This is a genomic window from Pontibacter lucknowensis (genome assembly GCF_900156415.1).
GTDB classification, from domain to species: Bacteria; Bacteroidota; Bacteroidia; order Cytophagales; family Hymenobacteraceae; genus Pontibacter; species Pontibacter lucknowensis.
This window is the reverse complement of sequence record NZ_FTNM01000001.1, coordinates 1,058,132-1,075,728: the sequence shown is the minus strand read 5'-3', so window position 1 is coordinate 1,075,728 and position 17,597 is coordinate 1,058,132. Positions and strand designations below refer to the sequence as shown.

Here is a 17,597-nt window from a genome sequence, read left to right as displayed (position 1 = left end):
TGCCCTGGCTCAACTCTAAATCATAGCGACCGTCTTATTGTCGATCTGGGTGCCGTAGGTGTTTTTGTAGTGCACCTTGCGTTCTATTGCCTCAATAATAGGGGTAGAGAAGTCAACGCCTTCCAGTTCGCTTACATCGGAAAGGCCTCCGGGGCTGAATACATTTATTTCCATCAGTTTATTGCCCACTATATCAAGGCCCACCATGAACATGCCATCCTGAATCAGTTTAGGGCGCACCAGTTCTACGAGGTCCAGCATAGTCTGGTCTACTTTCACCGACTGCGCCGAACCTCCTGCATGCAGGTTGCTTCGTATGTCATCTTTGGCGCCCACACGGCGCAGGGCGCAGTATTTTCCTTTGTGCTGCAATGCCTCGCCGTTTACCACAAACAGGCGCACATCGCCTTCAGTGGCCTGTGGCAGGTACTCCTGCGCAATCACGTAACCGTCGCGACTGATAGCTTCCACAATCTGGTTCAGGTTAGTAGAATCGTTCTTCTTTACCATAAACACACCTGAGCCGCCTGAACCTTGTAGCGGCTTCAGGATGATGTTGTTTTTCTGCTCTTGGAAGAATTGCTTTATTTCCTCTTTGTCGCGGGTGATCAGGGTGCGGGGACGTACAGCCTCCGGGAAATGCTGGAAGTACATCTTATTCACCGCATCGGAGAGCGAGGTGGGGTCGTTGAGCACGATTACACCATGGCGTAGGGCCAACTGCCCGAAAATAATACCCGCATTCTGTGCCCAGGCTCTGCCTTCTCCTTCAGCAGAAGGGTCGTTGCGCAGCATCAGCGCATCCAGGTCTGGAGCTGTGACACGTACCTGAATGGCCTTCTCGCCCTGTATGGCATCCAGGTAAGTGGCAGGTGATTTATACTTATGCTTTGGGTCGGCCTGCACGGCAGTGGCCCCCATGTAGCCATCAGGGTAGTAGGCGAGGTCTCCCACACCCATCAAAAACACAGTATGGCCCAGATTATGCATTCGCTGGGCTAAAAATATGGTGGCATAGCCCGGTCTTTCTGTATGTATATCGTTAACTACGAATCCTATTGTCATGTCTATATATAAGTATTTGTTGGGATTAATTTTCCAGTAAGTTAAATACTGATATCCCTGCTTTTAGTTTTTGCAATTTGGGCTGCGCGGCCGGATCGGTGAGGTAGCGGGGCCGTATGGGAACGGGGCGCAGCACCTGGCGGTAGATCAGTTCCTGCACAATGGGAATATACTCCTGCCGGATCTTGCCGATCAGGAGCGGCTCCAGCTCGTGGCCTTCTTTGAGGTACTGCAAAAGGTGCACGAGCCCGCGCAGGTACACGGCATCTTTGGTGAGCCCTCCGCCCCGATGCACCCGCATGGTTACGTTAAAGGCCGTTTCCTCATCAAAGTTATATTCCTCTTTGAGCCGGCAGAAGTTGTCGGTGAAGCTGCAGCCTTTGGTGAGGTGATGCACGGCCACTACCCGGGCGGCCAGTATTCGAAGCCGGTCCTGGTCGAGGCCGCCCACCAGATACTCACTTAGCACAGCCAGTCCTTCCTGCAGCTCCTCGTAGCCCGGCACGCCCACATAGAGCTGCTGCAGTGGCTGTGCCTTTCCGTTGAAGTAGGTGAGGATGTGCGTACCGACTTCGTGCTGAATCAGCGCCCGCGCCCTGTGCCTGGGGATTTTGGCATCAGTGCCGATGTTGAGCCTCCCTTTGGAAACGATCAACCCCACAATGTCTTTGCGAATGTCCACCCCTGAATCAAGCGCCGGATACTGACCCTTCAGAAAGGCTATCTCCTGCTCAGCCAGTGTGGCAAACTCGTCTACAGGTATAAGCGGCACGTCCTGTTCCCGCATCGGCTCAGGTATAGCGGCCAGTATACCTTCGGCCACTTTGAGCAGCTGCTCGTCCACGCCGCCAAACAACTGCAGACTACTGTACAGGAAGTCAGGGGTATTGCGGTCGGCGAGCATGGTCAGGGTCTTGTCTAACTCGTGGCGCTTGTCGCGAAACAGGAAAGCCAACGTCGGGTCCTCCACCTTCTCGATCGGTATATTGTAGAGTTTGCGCTTGAGCAGGTCGGCATCCATGGGCATAAGGCGGTAATGGAAGTTAGGCGCCTGCTTAAACTTCTTCTGGCGGAACTCCTCCCAGGCCTCATCAGCGTTGACAGGTGTGACGAGCAACAGAAACCGGAACTGATCGCTGATGGAAGTGAGCTGCTTGTCGATGCGCCAGACGGCAGGTACCACCGCTTGTCGGCCCAGTGCCTGAAAATGCTTGGGCTGATGCGTCGTCTGCACCCGCACAAAGTCGAACACGGCCTTTTTGATAGCACTCGACACATGGCCGCGGAGTGTGCGCTGCAGCATGGGGTATACCTGCCCGGAATTAGCCTGGCGATAGATTGGTTTTAGTTCCAGCCCCAGCATTAGGGTACTGTGCTGCTTCAGCTCTTCTTCGCTCATCAGGCTGTTGGAGCCTTCCAGCAAAGCCTGGTTAGAGGCTGTGGCTACTGTAACAGGTAGGCCGCTGATCTTGATGCTGGCCAATTCAGTTTTGAGTGTGCGGATGGTGGCTGGCAGCGCCTGTTCCGGCCCGAGCACTCTGAAAGTCGGGCTGTCAGCGGCACTTATATCCGGTGCGGCAAAGAGTTCGAGCACCATGAAAGCGCCAAACTCATCGGCCATGGCTTTGGCAATAGCCTGCACCAGTTGTCGCAGTTCGGGTGTCTGCTCTTCGCGAGCGATGATGTAGGCGGCTTCGGCCTTCACAAAGTCAGCGGTAGCATGGTCGGGCTGGCCTGCCGGGTGGCGGTAAAGCACCAGAAAGGGCAGTGGTCTGTCGATGTGCAGCAAGCCGCCCTCAGGCAGCCGGCGTCGCACCCGGCTACCCCGCTTCAAAGTCCGAACGATGCCTTTTATGAATATGTCAGAGATCGTGTCGGGCATCTTTATAGGGTTTTGCATACCTGCTCCCGCGCCTGAAGGACAGGTTCAGTCGTACTTTGCAGTGCGCTTTTGATTTCCTGCAATTGTGCCTCGTCAGGCTTGCCGGTCCACTCGTCCATAAAGAACTTCTTGAACTCGATGGAGATGACACAGGCACGGTCCGGGAAGGTATCGTGAATCCAGCGCATGAAGTGTCCTCCCTCAAATTTCACGTTCTCACGCACATCCAGGTGACGACCCTGATAGTCGTATTGCTGCAGGCTTTGGGTGAAGGCATCTACGACTGGAGCCCAGAGCTGGCGGTTCATGTTGCCGGTGCCGAGGTTTACTTCCGGGTTTTCCTGCGGGTCGGCCTCTGGGCCATCGGCTCCTTCGCGGCGGTGGTTGTAGGTATGTAAGTCGTAAACCACAAAGCAGCCATGCCGGTCGGCTATACCTTGCAGCATCTGCTTCACATCGGCATAAAACCGGTCATAGCGGGCCAGCGACTCCTGCGCCAGTTCCTCAGGCAGCTCGTCTTTCCAGACAGTGAGCCCCCAGGCGTCCTCAGGTTTGCGGTAGATGGCTTTGTCGCGGGAGCGGTTCAGGTCCATCTCGAAGCGCGAGTTTAAACCAATAATCTGGTTGTCTGTTATACCTACCCAGCCCTCCGTAAAAGGGTCTTCCTCGCGAAGTCGTTCATCGGAGTTGAGCGAAAAAAGGCTTTGGATATTTTCGCGCACCCGGTGCCCATCGTGTATGGCTGTGGCAATGAGAGGGCTACGCCCGGTAGTGATAGAATAATATGATTGTGCTTGTGTAGGGTCAGGCATAAAATCTTTTTGAAAACTTTTACCCGATATGAATCTCTAAGGTTATTGGATAGACTTATTTGTTTAAACCTTGATATTCAGTCACGAACAAATCATAGTTATCATGTAAAAGCTTAGTGTGATATAGTTGGCAGATTGACTTGAAATGAATAGATTTAAAAGACTATAACAAATTAAGATATTACAAAGTATAGCTATATACCAATTGTTTCACCATAAATCAGAGGTGCCTATGCGTCAGATTTACAAGAATACGCTATTAGCTATTGTGATTTTCTTACTGATCCTGCTGATGCAGAGCCTTAGGAATAGTGGACTATACCTGGCAGAAACACTGCCACTGGGTTTATGGTATGCCATTGGGCTGACCGGCGCTTTGGTGACGGGCAGGGTAATGCTTGCCTATACCCGTTAGCTTTTCCGGCTTGTATAATACGTCTGCTGCCTTATCTTTACAGAAAGAGAATAAGGTTTGCAGATGGAAAACAGCTATGCAGCAGTGGCCTCCGAAAAAGGGGACAGTCAACTGCTGGAAATACTAGGGGAACGTGCAGCGTATGAGCCGGAAGCGATACTGGCTGTAATCGCTGAGATTGAAAGAAGAAGCATAGCGGCTCCAGACCTGGAGCAGATAAAGCAGGAAACTCTGCAAGCACTGGAGTTGCGCGAAAAACAAGTCAATCCAAACCCCGCCGCACCAACTTCCTTCACAGATAAGCTCAAAGACTTCTGGACACTCTTCGTGCCACAGCGGCACTACTTTGTCACGCCCATCCTGATCAATACCAATATCCTTATTTTCGTGCTGCTGGCGCTGGCAGGTATGCACGTGCTCTCACCTGAAGGGGAAGACCTAGTGAATGCAGGAGCCAACTTTGGGCCTTATACCCTGACGGGCGAACCATGGCGCCTGTTTACGTCCATGTTTTTGCACATTGGCATCATACACCTGCTCGTGAACATGTATGCGCTGGCTAGTATAGGTGGTGCGCTGGAGCCGCTGGTGGGCCGCAGGCAGTTTATCATAGCCTATGTGCTTTGTGGGCTGGCGGGCAGTCTGGCAAGCCTTTGGTGGGACCAGCAGCGCATCAGTGCCGGAGCATCCGGAGCCATCTTTGGCATGTTCGGTATGTTCATGACCATGGTACTGCTGGAGCGGCAGATGAGTTGGACTGAGAAGAAAGGCATGGTGCTCAATTTGCTTGGTGTGATTGTAGTGAACCTGCTTTTCGGCCTGAAAGGCGGTATAGACAATGCAGCGCACACAGGCGGATTGGTGCTGGGTACCGCTTACGGTGCTGTGTTAATGCTGCGCTCCGGCAGGTTTTTTACGCAACACTACGATTTGAGGGGTAGTATCGTAACGGTGGCGCTGGTGTTGGGCGGTTTTGTGGGCCTATACCTTCAGGTACCTACAGAGAATGCTAAATATTTGACCATGCTGGACCGCTTTGGTGAGCGGGAAACCGCGGCAATGGCTGTGATGCAGGAAATGGAGCAGAATACCAGTCTGATCAATGGCGGCAAATACCTGGAGGGTCTGGAGCAAGGTATAATTTTGTGGGACGAGAGTATCCAAGAACTGATGGCGCTTCAGGAATTACCTGATCTGGGCGAACAGCAGGCAAAGGAGGTAGAGATACTGCTCAGCTATACGCAACTGCGCAAAACATCCTATACCATGATGCGCGACGACATCCGCGACAACCGCCCCTGGATGCACCAGGAGCAGCAACGGGTGCTATGGGCCATCGGCACGTTTGTGCAGGACCTAAACAACCTGCGCGAAGGTAAACCTGCTACGTCGCACGGAAACCTGAACGAGATGCCACTGCCCGATGCGCTGGAAGAAGCCACAGGTCTTGACCTGGAGACAAAGCCACTCATTGTGCTCGACGGCGAGGTGCTGGAAGGTATAGCTCCTGATGATATAGAAGATCATGTGGACCCTAACGATATTGAGGCGGTGTCGGTGCTGAAAGGAGAGGAGGCCGTAGCCATGTATGGCGAGAAAGCCCAAAACGGGGTAATTTTGATCGTAACAAAGCAACAGTAGCCTGGCTGATAACCCAACAGGCTCATATCAGGTACTTATAAGGGCGCGCTTCCACTTGACCATTAACTCAAAAAGCTACTGTCGTGCCTTACAAAGACATTCCCGAAGACAACATGATCATCTGCCCCCACTGCGGGCAGGAAGTGCCGCATAAAAACCGCTGCCCCAACTGCGGACAGTATCTGCCCAGGCGCGAAAAGAAGAAGTGGAAAATTCCGAAAATGACCCCGACGGAGATTTTCCTGGCCATCCTTGGCTCTATTATGCTGATGGTAGGTTTGGTAGCCTTTTAGCAGGTCATGCGCACGCTTCTGCATCCGGTCTTTCTGGTTTGTGTGCTGCTTTTTGTCGGTAACCAGGTGCTGGAACTGGCTGGCTTTTACTTTCCCCTACTCTTCAGCTACCTCGACGATCTGCTTGCCATGCCCATTGTGCTCACCATCATACTGGCTGCTGAGCGAAGCTACTTTCAGAATGACAAGTTTGTGTTGCCACTTGCCTGGTTGGTGATGGCGGTCGTGGCTTTCAGCATCTTCTTTGAGCTTCTGCTCCCGCCCATCTCCTCAAAACACACTGCCGACTGGGTCGATGTACTGGCCTATACCTTGGGTGCGCTGGTTTTTCAATTTACTATTAACAAACCTTTATCGCGTACCTCTCACAGGTGCTAGCCTATACCTGCTCATGGCCTTTTTTGCAGGACATTATCAAAAAGTATGGTTTTTTTATGGAACTCAAGCAACCTTTTGTAAATCTGTGCATCTATTAGGCAGTGAGGAGCTTCAGGAGAGGTATAGCCTGCTGCTGAACTGACAAACTCTTAACCGGAAATCATCAAACGAAATAAAACTATGAACACCATCAACATCTACAGAACGTTTGCCTCTATTCTTGTAATGGCCTTTATGCTGACAAGCCTGACAGCAGCGGCGCAAAACCGCCGTAACCTGAAGGGCGAAGGCGAACCCGTATCGCAGAACAGAACGGCCTCAGGGTTTAAAGGTATCAACGTGAGCGGCGGATTTGCAGTGGAGCTGACACAGGGTAGCAAGGAAGGCGTGCGCATCGAGGCGCAGGAAAACCTGCTTAACAGTATTCGGACAGAAGTAAAAAATGGTGTGCTCCACATTTATACTTCCGACAACATCAGTACAACCAAAGGTCTGAAAGCTTATGTGTCAATCAAAGAGTTAAACATGATTGATATAAGCGGCGGCGTGAAAGTAATGGGTAACTCTACTTTTAAATCCGATGCATTTAGTATGGACCTGAGCGGCGGCTCCAAAGTAATACTGGCACTCAACACTAAGAAGCTGACAGCCAACATGAGCGGCGCCAGTAAAGTAGAGCTAAGAGGACGTGCCGATGAAATGCGCATGGACATGTCAGGAGCATCCAAGATAGACGCATCTGAGCTGGAGGCGAAGAATGTGCATGTGGAAGCAAGCGGTGCCAGCAATGTGAAAGTGTTTGCACAGAACAAGCTGAACGTGAATGCTTCAGGTGCTACTAAAGTCGCTTACAAAGGCGACCCTAGCGTGTCGTCCAATGTATCGGCCGCAGCCAAAATTTCTAAAATGTAAGAGAATACATCGCATATAAAGCAGAAAAGGGCAGCCCGCTGGGTTGCCCTTTTCTTTTGCGTTATTCTATACCTATTGGCGTACTGGAACCGGCAGCACTGGCAGACTGGTGTGACCCAACTCGTCAGCTGCCTGTACGGCAAAGAAGTAATTGTCTTTCGAATAAGGCAGCGTCACTTTCGTGTCTTTTACAAAAAACTTCTTGTCCCAGGTCTGGCTGCTGGTTTCGCGCATCAGGATATAGTATCCAGCTGGTTTCTTGCCTTTGGCAGGAGCGTCCCATTTCAGGTCTGTCTTGTTGGTGAGGTTGGCGGTGAGCACGCCCACTTTCTCAGGAGCATGCGGTGCCCGGCCCAGATTCGCCATGGTGGCCAGGTTCACGGCCGTGTTCTTGCGCAGGTACTCAAAGTCCATGAACTCTGTCAGGTCGCCGTACTGCTTGCCGTTTTCTTTGCGCACATCCTGGTGCTGGTGGTCAAAGTCCTCGTTCATTTCGCTCATACGCACCGCTGCGTAGCCCTGCTGGTTAAACGGCGTATGGTCACCACCGCGCAGGAAACGGTCCGGGCGGTAGCCGAGCACTACCTCGATCTGGTCTACATACGTCTCGCCGGTCATTTTCATGTAGCGGGCCAGGTTGCGGCTCGGGCCGTCGTTCTCGGAGCCCAGTGTGCGGCGCAGCCTCGCCTGCTCTTCTGTTTCGTTGGAAGGAGTGGCTTCGCTGAACACACGCACGCGGGTGTTGTCGTGGATGCCCATCTCGGCAGAATATGAGTTGCCCACGATGTCGTTGTTGAGCACAGCCACCAGGTTCCAACCCTCTTTCTTTACACGCTCCGCCATGTGGCGGGAGCCGTACAGGCCTTGTTCCTCGCCCTGGAATGCTACAAACACAAGTGTTGCCGGGAACTGGCGCGAAGCCATCACACGGGCCATCTCCATCACAATGGCCACACCGGAGGCGTCATCGTTGGCACCGGGCGCTTTGCTTTTGGCGTCCATCACGTCGGTCGCGCGGGAGTCGAGGTGGCCTGCCACAATGATCACACGGTCATCTTTAGGGTCAGTGCCTTTGAGCGTAGCAACTACGTTAGCCATTTCTACATCCTGCGGAATGCGGCGGCCGTCACCCTTTACGGTATAGCGGTCCATGTCCACGGTCATGCGGCCGTTAGAGGCCTTGGCATATTTCTCGAATTCTGATTTTACCCATTCGCGGGCTGCGCCTATACCTCTTTTTTTGTCGGTGGTGGAGCTCAGGGAGTGGCGTGTTTCAAAGGACACCATTTTCTCCACGAGTGTCCGCAGGTTATCTGCCGAAACTTCGTTTACCATTTTCTGGATTTCTTCGTCGTGCGTAGCGGGTGCTTGTGCTGCCACTGTTTGGCTAAGGTATAGCCCTGCCAGCATGCAAAGCGCCAGTAGTCGGGTGAACTTCGTTTTGTAAGTCATTTGTGTAAGGTGAGATCGGTAAAGTGCTTGTTCGTTTATATTTAGATTCTAAATATAAGCAGCTTCAGGAAAGAATGAAAAGAATAGCCGTGCCAAAGCCTAAGTGAGCACAGGTATAGCAGAAAAGTGAAAGTCTCTCCAGCTAGTCTACAGTGTATAAGCCAGCTGACAACGTTCTCCCTCCAGCTTGTACAGTTCTGCTTCGACAGCGATTCCATGTTTGGCCTCTGCCAACTCTGTCTGGTAGCGCTGCGCCAGTTCGCGGCGCTTGATGGCCTCCAGAAACCGGCGGGCATCCTCGTGGTTTTCCAGTGTGAGGCCGGGTACTTGGGTGGGCTTATCGTCGTCACCTTTGGCCACCATGGTGAAGTATGAGGTGTTGGTATGCTTGACTATACCTGTCTTCACGTTTTCAGCGATTACTTTTATACCTACCATCAGCGAGGTGTTGCCCACATAGTTTACAGAAGCCAGCAACGATACCAGTTCACCTACCTCTACGGGCTGCAGAAAATGCACGCCGTCTACTGTTACGGTTACGCAGTAGTTGCCGGCATGTTTGGCAGAACAGGCATAGGCCACTTTGTCCATGAGGGAGAGCAGAATGCCACCATGAATCTTGCCACCGAAGTTGGCATAGCTCGGGATCATGAGCTCAGTAAGAGTAGTGCGGGAGTAGGAAACAGGTCGGAATGCAGGTATAGCCATAGGTATGCGCAATAGGTTTTGGCAGGTATACGGGGCTATGCCTTAAAAAGGATGTGGAGACTGCACCAAGGGAGGTATAACCAGGAGGTAAGAGGCTTATAAAAACACCACTTCTTTTACCACTTCATCGCCCATGGCGCGATTGAGCAGTTCCACAACCTTGCTTTTCGACATATTGAGCTCGTGCTTGAGTGGGGCAGAGGTGAGGCGCACAAAAAGCTTCTGGTCTTTAAAGTATAGCTCCTTTGTTTTGAGTGCGATTGGTTTCCCCATGATTTCCTCCCAGCGCTGTACCAGGTCCACTTCATTTAGTTTGCCTTGCAGCCGGTAAGCCTTCAGCAACCCTTTGATGCTGTCGCCGATGGTTTGCACGTCAGCCTTTCGCTTCGCAATCTCCTCTTTCTTCTTGTAGTAGCGCACGGGTGGTTGGTTTTTGAATGATTGGTAGAGTGAATGAGTGAATCACAGATGCAAAATTAAGCAATCAACTTCACCGTTCCTTCCTTTACATCAAATCTACAGATACTTTCTGACAGGTTCTCGAGTATTTTGTCAGTACGCTCCAGATGCGTATCAGTCAGGAAGATCTGGCCGAAGGTATGAGCGGCGACCATTTGCATGAGTTTGGTGATGCGCTTCTCGTCGAGACGGTCGAAGATGTCATCGAGGAGAAGGAGGGGCTTGTGATGCTGGCGTTCGTCCATGACCTCGAAGTGCGCTAGCTTGAGGGCGATGACGTAGCTCTTCTGCTGGCCCTGTGAGCCGAAGCTTTTCACCGGGTTACCGTCCATCAGGAACACGAAGTCGTCTTTGTGCGTGCCCACGGTGGTGCGCTGCAGGGCGCGGTCCTTCTGTTCGGCCTGCTCCAGCAGTTGCGCGAAGTTGGCACCGGGTAGCTGACTTTTATAAGTGAGCGTCACGGTTTCGCTGCTGTCAGAGATGTGGCGGTAGTGCTTCTGAAAAACCGGCTCAAAGGTCTCCAGGAAAGCCATACGCTCCTGCGCCAGCTGCTCACCCAACGGCACCAGTTGCTCGTTGAGGATGTGCAGGTAGTCGCGATCGAAGTAACGGCGCTCGGCAAACTGCTTGAGCAAAGAGTTGCGCTGCTTGAGTATGTAGTTGTACTGGATCAACTGCTCCAGATAACTATGGTTGAGCTGCGAGATGAGGCTGTCGAAGTACTTGCGGCGCTCCTCGCTACCCTCTCGGATCAGGTCCGTATCGTAGGGCGAGATGAGCACCACCGGAAAGCGGCCGATATGGTCACTCATCTTCTCATAGGCCACCTTGTTGTGTACCACCGTCTTTTTCTGGCCCTGCTTCAGGCTGCAGGTCACGGTGTGCTTCTCTTTATCGATCTTAAAGCGGCCCTTCACCATAAAATACTCCTCGCCCTGCTTGATATTAAGGGCGTCGGAGCTGTTGAAAGCACTGCGCGTCATGGAGAGGTAATGGATGGCGTCGAGCAGGTTGGTCTTGCCGCTGCCATTGTCGCCGATAAAGCAATTGATGTGCGGCGAGAAACTAATGTTAGCTTCGTCGTAGTTCTTGAAAAACAGCAGACTTAGATTTTCGAGGAGCATTAGTTTCTTCTTTGATTACTTTTTCCTTAATTTCGCATGCTAAAACCCGACAGTAACCTGATTTGCCGCCAATTGAGGCCCGAATCTCGCTAAAAAAGCTGTACGGACAACAATAACGATACACAAATACCCATGGCTGATACGAAAGAAAAGGCAAAAGCGAAGTCGCAGAAAGCAAAGGTACAGGCTGAACCAACATTTTCAAAAGAGACTTACATGTGGTGGTACGAGTCGATGAAACTCATCCGCCGCTTCGAAGAAAAAACAGGCCAGCTCTATGGCCAGCAGAAAATCAAAGGCTTTTGCCACCTTTACATCGGCCAGGAAGCCTGTGTGGCAGGTGCCGTAACAGCCCTGGAGAAAGGCGATAAGTGGATTACTGCTTACCGTGACCACGCACACCCACTGGCCCTCGGCACATCGCCAGGCGCTGTAATGGCTGAAATGTTTGCCAAGTCTACCGGTTGCTCTAAAGGCAAAGGCGGATCGATGCACATGTTCGACAAAGAAGTAAATTTCGTTGGCGGTCACGGTATCGTAGGCGGCCAGGTGCCACTGGGCGCAGGACTTGCCTTCGCTGAGAAGTATAACAAGACCGGCAAGCTGTGCATTTGCTACATGGGTGACGGTGCGGTGCGCCAGGGTGCGTTCCACGAGGCCCTGAACATGGCCATGACCTGGAAGCTACCTGTGATCTTTGTGATTGAGAACAACGGCTACGCGATGGGTACTTCAGTAACGCGTACCTCTAACGTAAACGACCTGTACAAACTGGGTCACGCTTACGAAATGCCATCGGAGCCAGTAGAGGCCATGAGCGTGGAGAACGTGCACAATGCTGTAGCGAAAGCTGCTGAGCGTGCCCGTGCCGGTGAAGGACCTACTTTGCTCGAGTTCAAGACTTACCGCTACAAAGGTCACTCTATGTCGGATCCTGCCAAGTACAGAACCAAAGAAGAACTGGAGGACTACAAAGGCCGTGACTCTATCGAATCTGTGAAAGCGACTATCCTGAAGAACGGCTGGGCGACAGAAGAGGAGCTGGACGAGATCGACGAGAAGCAGAAGCAGATCGTGGCCGAGGCGGTGAAGTTTGCCGAGGAGTCTCCATATCCGGATCCATCTGAGCTATACACCGACATTTATGTGGAGCCGGACTATCCATATATAATGGACTAAATTCTAAATATTTAAGGATTAGGAATTAAAAAACATAAATTTGATGTTCTGATCTTATATGAGATTTGGAACGAATCGCTTTTAATTTCTATTTTTGAGTTCTTATTTCAATAAACTAATGGCAAAAGAGACAGTACAGAAGCACAGCGAGTTTGAGGAGCTGGTAGAAAATCCGGATGCGTTGGCAGAGCGCCTGACAACAGGATCTGAGGATTTCGTGAAGAAAAACAAAACCAAGCTGCTCGGTGTGTTTGCCGCCATTGCCGCTATCATTGTTGCAGGTTTCCTGTATTACAACCACCGCACTACCCAGAACCAGGAAGCGCACGAAGCTATGTTCCAGGCAGTGTATTATTTCGAAGCAGACTCTTTGAACAAAGCACTGAACGGCGATGGTCAGTACGATGGTTTGTTGAGTATTGTAGACGAGTACAGTGGAACTGAAGCAGGTAATCTGGCTAAATTCTATGCTGGTGTTGCTTTGCTGAAGCAGGGTAACTTCGCTGAGGCGCAGTCTCACCTGGAGGACTTCAAGTCTGATGACTACCTGATGCAGGCGCGCGCTTACAGCCTGACAGGCGATGCACTTTCTGAGCAAGGCAAGTATAAGGAAGCGGCTGACCTGTATAACAAAGCCGCTAACCACAACAGCAACCCGTACTTCTCGCCACAGTACCTGATGAAGGCTGCCGTAGCTTACGAAGCTGCCAACGACTTCCAGGCCGCTGCTAACACGTATGACAAGATCATCAAGGATTTTGTAACATCAGCTGAAGTAACAGATGCCAAGAAGTTTAAAGCACGCGCTGAGGCAATGTCTGGCGCAGCTGCCAACTAAGATCTGACAGGCTAATGCCTAGTTATAAAAAGCGCTTTTGTCTCTCCGGCAGAAGCGCTTCTTTTTTTAAGTTCATGGGCTAGTGCAGAGCGCTATAAAGGTGTATGAAACGGTGCTATACCTAATTTATACCTAATAACTTGTGTCTGCAGGCTCAACAATCAACCATTTAACCATCAAAAATAATCATATGGCTACTTCTCTCAAAAACCTGAACGATTACAAGAAAGAGGGCTTCGGCGACATATCTGATAAGAAGTTCGGCATTGTAGTGGCTGACTGGCACAGCGAGATCACGGATGTATTGTGTGCTGGTGCTATCGAAACTCTGCTGCAGCATGGTGCTAAGAAGGAGAACATTTTCCGGAATACAGTGCCTGGCAGTTTCGAGCTAACTTTAGGTGCGCAGTTCCTGGCCTTGCAGGAGGAGATCGATGCTGTGATCTGTATCGGTGTGGTTATCAAAGGCGACACGAAGCACGATGACTATATTAATCATGCCGTGGCCAATGGCCTGACCAATGTTTCGCTTAAGTTTAACAAGCCGGTTTCGTTTGGTCTGGTTACAACCAATAACCTGGAGCAAGCGCTGGACAGAGCCGGCGGCAAGCATGGTAACAAAGGTATAGAGGCAGCAGCAGCAGTTATTCAAATGCTGAGCTTCTAATGGCTCGGGTATAGTTATAAAAAACGGGTCCCTGCTCAGCTGAGCAGGGACCCGTTTTTTATTTGATTGAGTGGGTATAGGTATAGGCAGGCCTAGAAATTATACCCTAAGGTTATACCTGGCCGAACGCTGAAACCTCCTCCCAAAATCATATCGCCGATGATACCTGTGTCGAAGTCCTCTTCGGTGCCAACATTCACCTTCAGGTTGCCCCCGTTGTAGCCGGCGCCCAAAAACACATCAAACGTAAAGCCGCTGTTAAACACCCATTGATTACCGATAGCCACGCCGGCACCTACCGGGTTGTAAGTAGCGCTGTAGTCACGGCCTTCTTCATCCTGCTTCTCTACTGTCAGCTTAAAACTCCTGATACGACCATAGCCCGCCACATAAGGGCCCATAGGTGCCACTTTGTTTTCAGAGAAATAATAGCGCACTTCGGGTGTAAAACCGTAACCTTTGAACTTGATATTTGAAATAGAGACACCTGTAACAGAGGCTCCAAGCTGTGCACTCAGGTTGTCCGTGATGGCATACTCCAGGAACCCAGAACCTGTCAGCGCAAAGGCGCTCAGTGGATTTACCTTAATAACTGCCCTCTTTGGCTGTTGTGCTTGAGCATAAGCTTGTTGCGTAGGTATAAAAAAAAGAGCCGCAGCGGCAAAGGCGAGTATTATTTTGTTTTTCATATATTAAAGTGAGTAATCCAAAACTTAATTAGCCTGGGTGTATTTCAGGCTGCCTGCAAGTTCCATTCCAGTATTGGAGTAAATCAAATAAAAGAGCGGAAAGACAAAATTATAATTAAAATAAAGAAGGCAGGTAGCAAATTATAGATATAACTTCTATTTTTGCACGAAATTTAGCTTAAATAATAACCTGAACATCAGAGTGGTTCGGTTTTTGGGCTTAAAATTTAAGCTTTAAACTTAATCATCCTTGTTGCTGTTGATAAGCACGAGAGCGTTGCTCTTAACAGGAAGAGGTTTTTTAGCTTACCAGACAAGAAACTACAACCTAGTTCTAAGATAGTATAATGAATACAAACGAAGAGAAACAGCGGTATTCCCGTGAGGAATTGGCAGAGTTTGAAGCAATCATTCTTGAGAAGCTAACCAATGCGCGTAAGGAAGTAACGTTTATCAAAGAGACCCTGAGCCGTCGTAACGACTCCGGCACCGATAACACGGCATCTCCAACCAAAGTATTGGAAGATGGTGCAGACACAGCGGAGAAGGAAAGCCTGAACCAGCTGGCCTCACGTCAGATGAAGTTCATCCAGCAGTTGGAGAATGCGCTTATCCGCATCAAAAACGGCACATACGGTGTTTGCATCGTGACAGGCAAGCTGATCCCGAAAGAGAGACTTCGCGCCGTGCCACATACACAGCATACCATCGAAGCCAAGCTTCAGCGTAACGACTAGTACACTTATACCTTGAATATACTGCAAAACCACATTCAGGCACTGGTTTTCTGTGCCCAATCGCCAATAAGCATCGAAGAGATACAGCGCTGCCTTACGGAGTCGCTGCAAATGGAGGTGCTGGTGAGCGACGTGCTGGAAGCCGTTGAGAACATCAATGAGCAGCTGACCGATGCAGGTTTTGCCTTTCAGATATACGCTATCGGGGGCGGGTACCAGTTTCTGACGAAGCCGGAGTACCAGGAAACGGTGAGCACCTACCTGAAACATAAGTCAAAAAAGAAATTGTCAGCGTCTTCTCTGGAGACGCTGGCAATTATTGCCTACAAGCAGCCGATTACCCGCTCGGCCGTAGAGCAGATTCGTGGCGTGGGCTGTGACTACGCCATCCACAAACTATTAGAGAAAGAGCTTATCGAGATCAAGGGTAAAGCCGATACCATAGGGAGACCCGTACTATACGGCACGTCTCAAAAATTCATGGACTACTTCGGTATTAACCACATCAAGGACCTTCCGCAGCTAAAGGATTTCGCCTCAGAAGAAAACATGATTGGCGAAATAGCCGATTAGCGAACCCCCATCATTCATTAGAGTATACTATTCTTACATATACTGCACACACAGGTACAGTAGCGATACTGCATCGATAATAATTATACAATGGCAACAGAAAACGAAAGACCATCCCGCAACGACGGAGAAGGCAGAAGATCGTCTGACAGAAACGAGTCAGGCCGGCCGTACAATGATCGCGGCGAAAAGAAAATCTTTAACAGAAGAGATAAAGGCGAAGGAAGAGATGGCGGTGAGCGTCGCTCTTACGGAAACGATAGAAGAGAAGACCGCGGAGATCGCAAACCATACGGTGACCGCCGTGAAGGCGGCGAGCGCCGCAGCTTTGGAGGCGACAGAGAGCGCCGCGAAGGTGGTGACCGCAAGCCATACGGAGATCGCAGAGAAGGCGGAGAAAGACGCTCTTTCGGCGGTGACCGCGAGCGTAAGCCATACGGCGACAGAAGAGAGGGTGGCGAACGTCGCTCTTTTGGAGGAGACCGGGAGCGCAAGCCATACAGTGACCGCAACGAGGGTGGCGAACGCAAATCATACGGCGATCGTCGTGAAGGTGGAGAAGGCGGAGAACGTCGCTTTGATTCGGAGCGTGGTGAGAGGAAGTCCTTTGGCCGCGACAACAGAGAGGAGAGAGGCGAACGCCGTTCATTTGGTGAGAACCGCGAGGAAAGAGGCGAACGCCGTTCTTATGGCAACGACCGTAGAGAAGGCGGTGAGCGTCGTTCATTCGGAGGTGATCGCGAGCGCAAGCCATACGGTGACCGCAAAGAAGGCGGAGAAAGAGAAGAGCGTGGTGACCGCCGTAGCTTCGGTGACCGCCGCGAAGGGGGTGATCGCAGAGAAGGCGGTGAGCGTCGCAGCTTTGGTGATCGACGTGAAGGCGGCGAACGCAGATCATTCGACCGTAAAGACAAATTCAGTAAAGGGGACGGAGAGCGCCGTGGCCGCAGCTTTGACCGTAACTCGGATTCAGAGCACAACCCGGAGACGCCAAACTACGACCTGCGTCGCTACAAAGACAACCCACGTATCAAGAAAACCAACCGCAAAGGTGAGGATGAAGACGGAAGCATCCGTTTGAACCGCTATATCGCCAATGCCGGGGTGTGTTCTCGTCGCGAGGCAGATGAACTGATCCTGTCAGGTGAAATCAAAGTGAATGGTGAAGTAGTGACGGAAATGGGCTTCAAAGTACAGCCTTCTGATACCGTGATGTACGGCAAGAAAGTGCTGAACCGTGAGAAGATGGTGTACGTGCTGCTCAACAAGCCGAAAGACTTTATCACGACGACTGAAGACCCTGAAGGTCGCAAGACCGTGATGAGCCTGGTGGAGAAAGCATCTAAGGAGCGTATCTTCCCGGTAGGTCGCCTGGACCGTAACACAACCGGTCTGTTGCTGTTCACCAACGACGGAGAGTTGGCCCAGAAGCTGACGCACCCTTCTAACGAGATCAAGAAGATATACCAGGTAGAGTTGGATAAGCCGATCACCAAAGACGACTTCCAGAAAGTAGTGGAAGGTGTGGAGCTGGAAGACGGCAAAGCGATGGTAGACGATGTGGCCATGCTGGGAGACTCCAAGAAGTTCCTGGGGCTGGAAATCCACATCGGCCGTAACCGCATCGTGCGCCGCATATTTGAGCACCTGGGCTACGAAGTGGTAACACTGGACCGCGTGCAGTATGCCGGCTTGACCAAAAAGGACCTGCCACGCAGCGAGTGGCGTTACCTCACCGAAAAAGAAGTGATTCGTCTGAAGTACTTCATGTAA

Annotated in this window: 19 protein-coding genes; 11 read left to right on the top strand and 8 right to left on the bottom strand. The window is 51.1% G+C overall.

Features of this window, described 5'->3' with window-relative positions; all coding sequences use genetic code 11:
- Window positions 1-15 precede the first annotated feature (15 nt).
- Genes BW972_RS04855 through BW972_RS04845 form a run of 3 tightly spaced genes read right to left on the bottom strand, consistent with a single transcriptional unit; the run spans window position 16 to window position 3,759 of the window.
- The gene (locus BW972_RS04855; RefSeq protein ID WP_076421311.1) at window positions 16-1,065 is read right to left on the bottom strand and encodes a glutathione synthetase; all 1,050 of its coding nucleotides are present in this window, start codon (window positions 1,063-1,065) and stop codon (window positions 16-18) included.
- A gap of 25 nt (window positions 1,066-1,090) precedes the next feature.
- Window positions 1,091-2,947: a peptidase MATCAP family protein gene (locus BW972_RS04850; protein ID WP_076421310.1), complete on the bottom strand. Its 1,857-nt coding sequence runs from the start codon at window positions 2,945-2,947 to the stop codon at window positions 1,091-1,093.
- A gap of 2 nt (window positions 2,948-2,949) precedes the next feature.
- On the bottom strand, window positions 2,950-3,759 hold the full coding sequence (locus tag BW972_RS04845) for an N-formylglutamate amidohydrolase (RefSeq protein WP_007658314.1): 810 nt from the start codon (window positions 3,757-3,759) through the stop codon (window positions 2,950-2,952).
- A gap of 232 nt (window positions 3,760-3,991) precedes the next feature.
- Here BW972_RS04845 and BW972_RS04840 point away from each other — a divergent pair, with 232 nt between their 5' ends.
- The 5 genes from BW972_RS04840 to BW972_RS04820 all read left to right on the top strand — a co-directional run bounded on the left by BW972_RS04840 (window position 3,992) and on the right by BW972_RS04820 (window position 7,398).
- Entirely contained in the window at window positions 3,992-4,174 is a 183-nt protein-coding gene (locus BW972_RS04840; protein ID WP_007658316.1) for a hypothetical protein, read from the top strand.
- A 63-nt stretch (window positions 4,175-4,237) separates the two neighbouring features.
- Window positions 4,238-5,815: a rhomboid family intramembrane serine protease gene (locus tag BW972_RS04835; RefSeq protein ID WP_234986297.1), complete on the top strand. Its 1,578-nt coding sequence runs from the start codon at window positions 4,238-4,240 to the stop codon at window positions 5,813-5,815.
- Between the two features lie 83 nt (window positions 5,816-5,898).
- Complete coding sequence (locus BW972_RS04830; RefSeq protein WP_007658319.1) at window positions 5,899-6,108, top strand: hypothetical protein; 210 nt, start codon at window positions 5,899-5,901, stop codon at window positions 6,106-6,108.
- A gap of 6 nt (window positions 6,109-6,114) precedes the next feature.
- Window positions 6,115-6,486, top strand: a complete 372-nt coding sequence (locus BW972_RS04825) for a hypothetical protein (RefSeq protein ID WP_076421309.1) — start codon at window positions 6,115-6,117, stop codon at window positions 6,484-6,486.
- A 180-nt stretch (window positions 6,487-6,666) separates the two neighbouring features.
- Complete coding sequence (locus BW972_RS04820) at window positions 6,667-7,398, top strand: head GIN domain-containing protein (protein ID WP_076421308.1); 732 nt, start codon at window positions 6,667-6,669, stop codon at window positions 7,396-7,398.
- Between the two features lie 72 nt (window positions 7,399-7,470).
- Here BW972_RS04820 and BW972_RS04815 read toward each other — a convergent pair whose 3' ends face one another.
- The 4 genes from BW972_RS04815 to recF form a co-directional block, all read right to left on the bottom strand.
- Window positions 7,471-8,850: a M28 family metallopeptidase gene (locus tag BW972_RS04815; protein ID WP_076421307.1), complete on the bottom strand. Its 1,380-nt coding sequence runs from the start codon at window positions 8,848-8,850 to the stop codon at window positions 7,471-7,473.
- Window positions 8,851-8,997: 147 nt separating this feature from the next.
- Window positions 8,998-9,558: an acyl-CoA thioesterase gene (locus tag BW972_RS04810; protein ID WP_076421306.1), complete on the bottom strand. Its 561-nt coding sequence runs from the start codon at window positions 9,556-9,558 to the stop codon at window positions 8,998-9,000.
- Between the two features lie 96 nt (window positions 9,559-9,654).
- A complete protein-coding gene (locus tag BW972_RS04805; protein WP_007658324.1) occupies window positions 9,655-9,978 on the bottom strand; it encodes a DciA family protein in 324 nt (107 codons plus the stop codon).
- Between the two features lie 56 nt (window positions 9,979-10,034).
- Window positions 10,035-11,141: a DNA replication/repair protein RecF gene (gene recF, locus BW972_RS04800; protein WP_076421305.1), complete on the bottom strand. Its 1,107-nt coding sequence runs from the start codon at window positions 11,139-11,141 to the stop codon at window positions 10,035-10,037.
- 132 nt (window positions 11,142-11,273) lie between these two features.
- On the opposite strand from recF, the gene pdhA reads away from it, so the two are divergent.
- The 3 genes from pdhA (at window position 11,274) to ribH (ending at window position 13,825) form a co-directional block, all read left to right on the top strand.
- Complete coding sequence (gene pdhA / locus BW972_RS04795) at window positions 11,274-12,320, top strand: pyruvate dehydrogenase (acetyl-transferring) E1 component subunit alpha (RefSeq protein WP_007658325.1); 1,047 nt, start codon at window positions 11,274-11,276, stop codon at window positions 12,318-12,320.
- A 118-nt stretch (window positions 12,321-12,438) separates the two neighbouring features.
- Complete coding sequence (locus BW972_RS04790) at window positions 12,439-13,158, top strand: tetratricopeptide repeat protein (protein ID WP_007658326.1); 720 nt, start codon at window positions 12,439-12,441, stop codon at window positions 13,156-13,158.
- A gap of 190 nt (window positions 13,159-13,348) precedes the next feature.
- Window positions 13,349-13,825 carry a 6,7-dimethyl-8-ribityllumazine synthase gene (gene ribH / locus BW972_RS04785; RefSeq protein WP_007658328.1) on the top strand — a complete coding sequence of 159 codons (477 nt, stop codon included), beginning with the start codon at window positions 13,349-13,351 and terminating at the stop codon, window positions 13,823-13,825.
- 92 nt (window positions 13,826-13,917) lie between these two features.
- Here the strand turns inward: ribH and BW972_RS04780 are convergent, their stop codons facing one another.
- Entirely contained in the window at window positions 13,918-14,514 is a 597-nt protein-coding gene (locus BW972_RS04780; RefSeq protein ID WP_007658329.1) for a DUF3575 domain-containing protein, read from the bottom strand.
- Window positions 14,515-14,861: 347 nt separating this feature from the next.
- Here BW972_RS04780 and BW972_RS04775 point away from each other — a divergent pair, with 347 nt between their 5' ends.
- The 3 genes from BW972_RS04775 (at window position 14,862) to BW972_RS04765 (ending at window position 17,597) form a co-directional block, all read left to right on the top strand.
- Window positions 14,862-15,251 (top strand): TraR/DksA family transcriptional regulator, encoded by a 390-nt coding sequence (locus BW972_RS04775; RefSeq protein ID WP_007658330.1) that lies wholly within the window; start codon window positions 14,862-14,864, stop codon window positions 15,249-15,251.
- Window positions 15,252-15,263: 12 nt separating this feature from the next.
- Window positions 15,264-15,824: an SMC-Scp complex subunit ScpB gene (gene scpB / locus BW972_RS04770; protein ID WP_007658331.1), complete on the top strand. Its 561-nt coding sequence runs from the start codon at window positions 15,264-15,266 to the stop codon at window positions 15,822-15,824.
- A 90-nt stretch (window positions 15,825-15,914) separates the two neighbouring features.
- The gene (locus tag BW972_RS04765) at window positions 15,915-17,597 is read left to right on the top strand and encodes a pseudouridine synthase (protein WP_076421304.1); all 1,683 of its coding nucleotides are present in this window, start codon (window positions 15,915-15,917) and stop codon (window positions 17,595-17,597) included.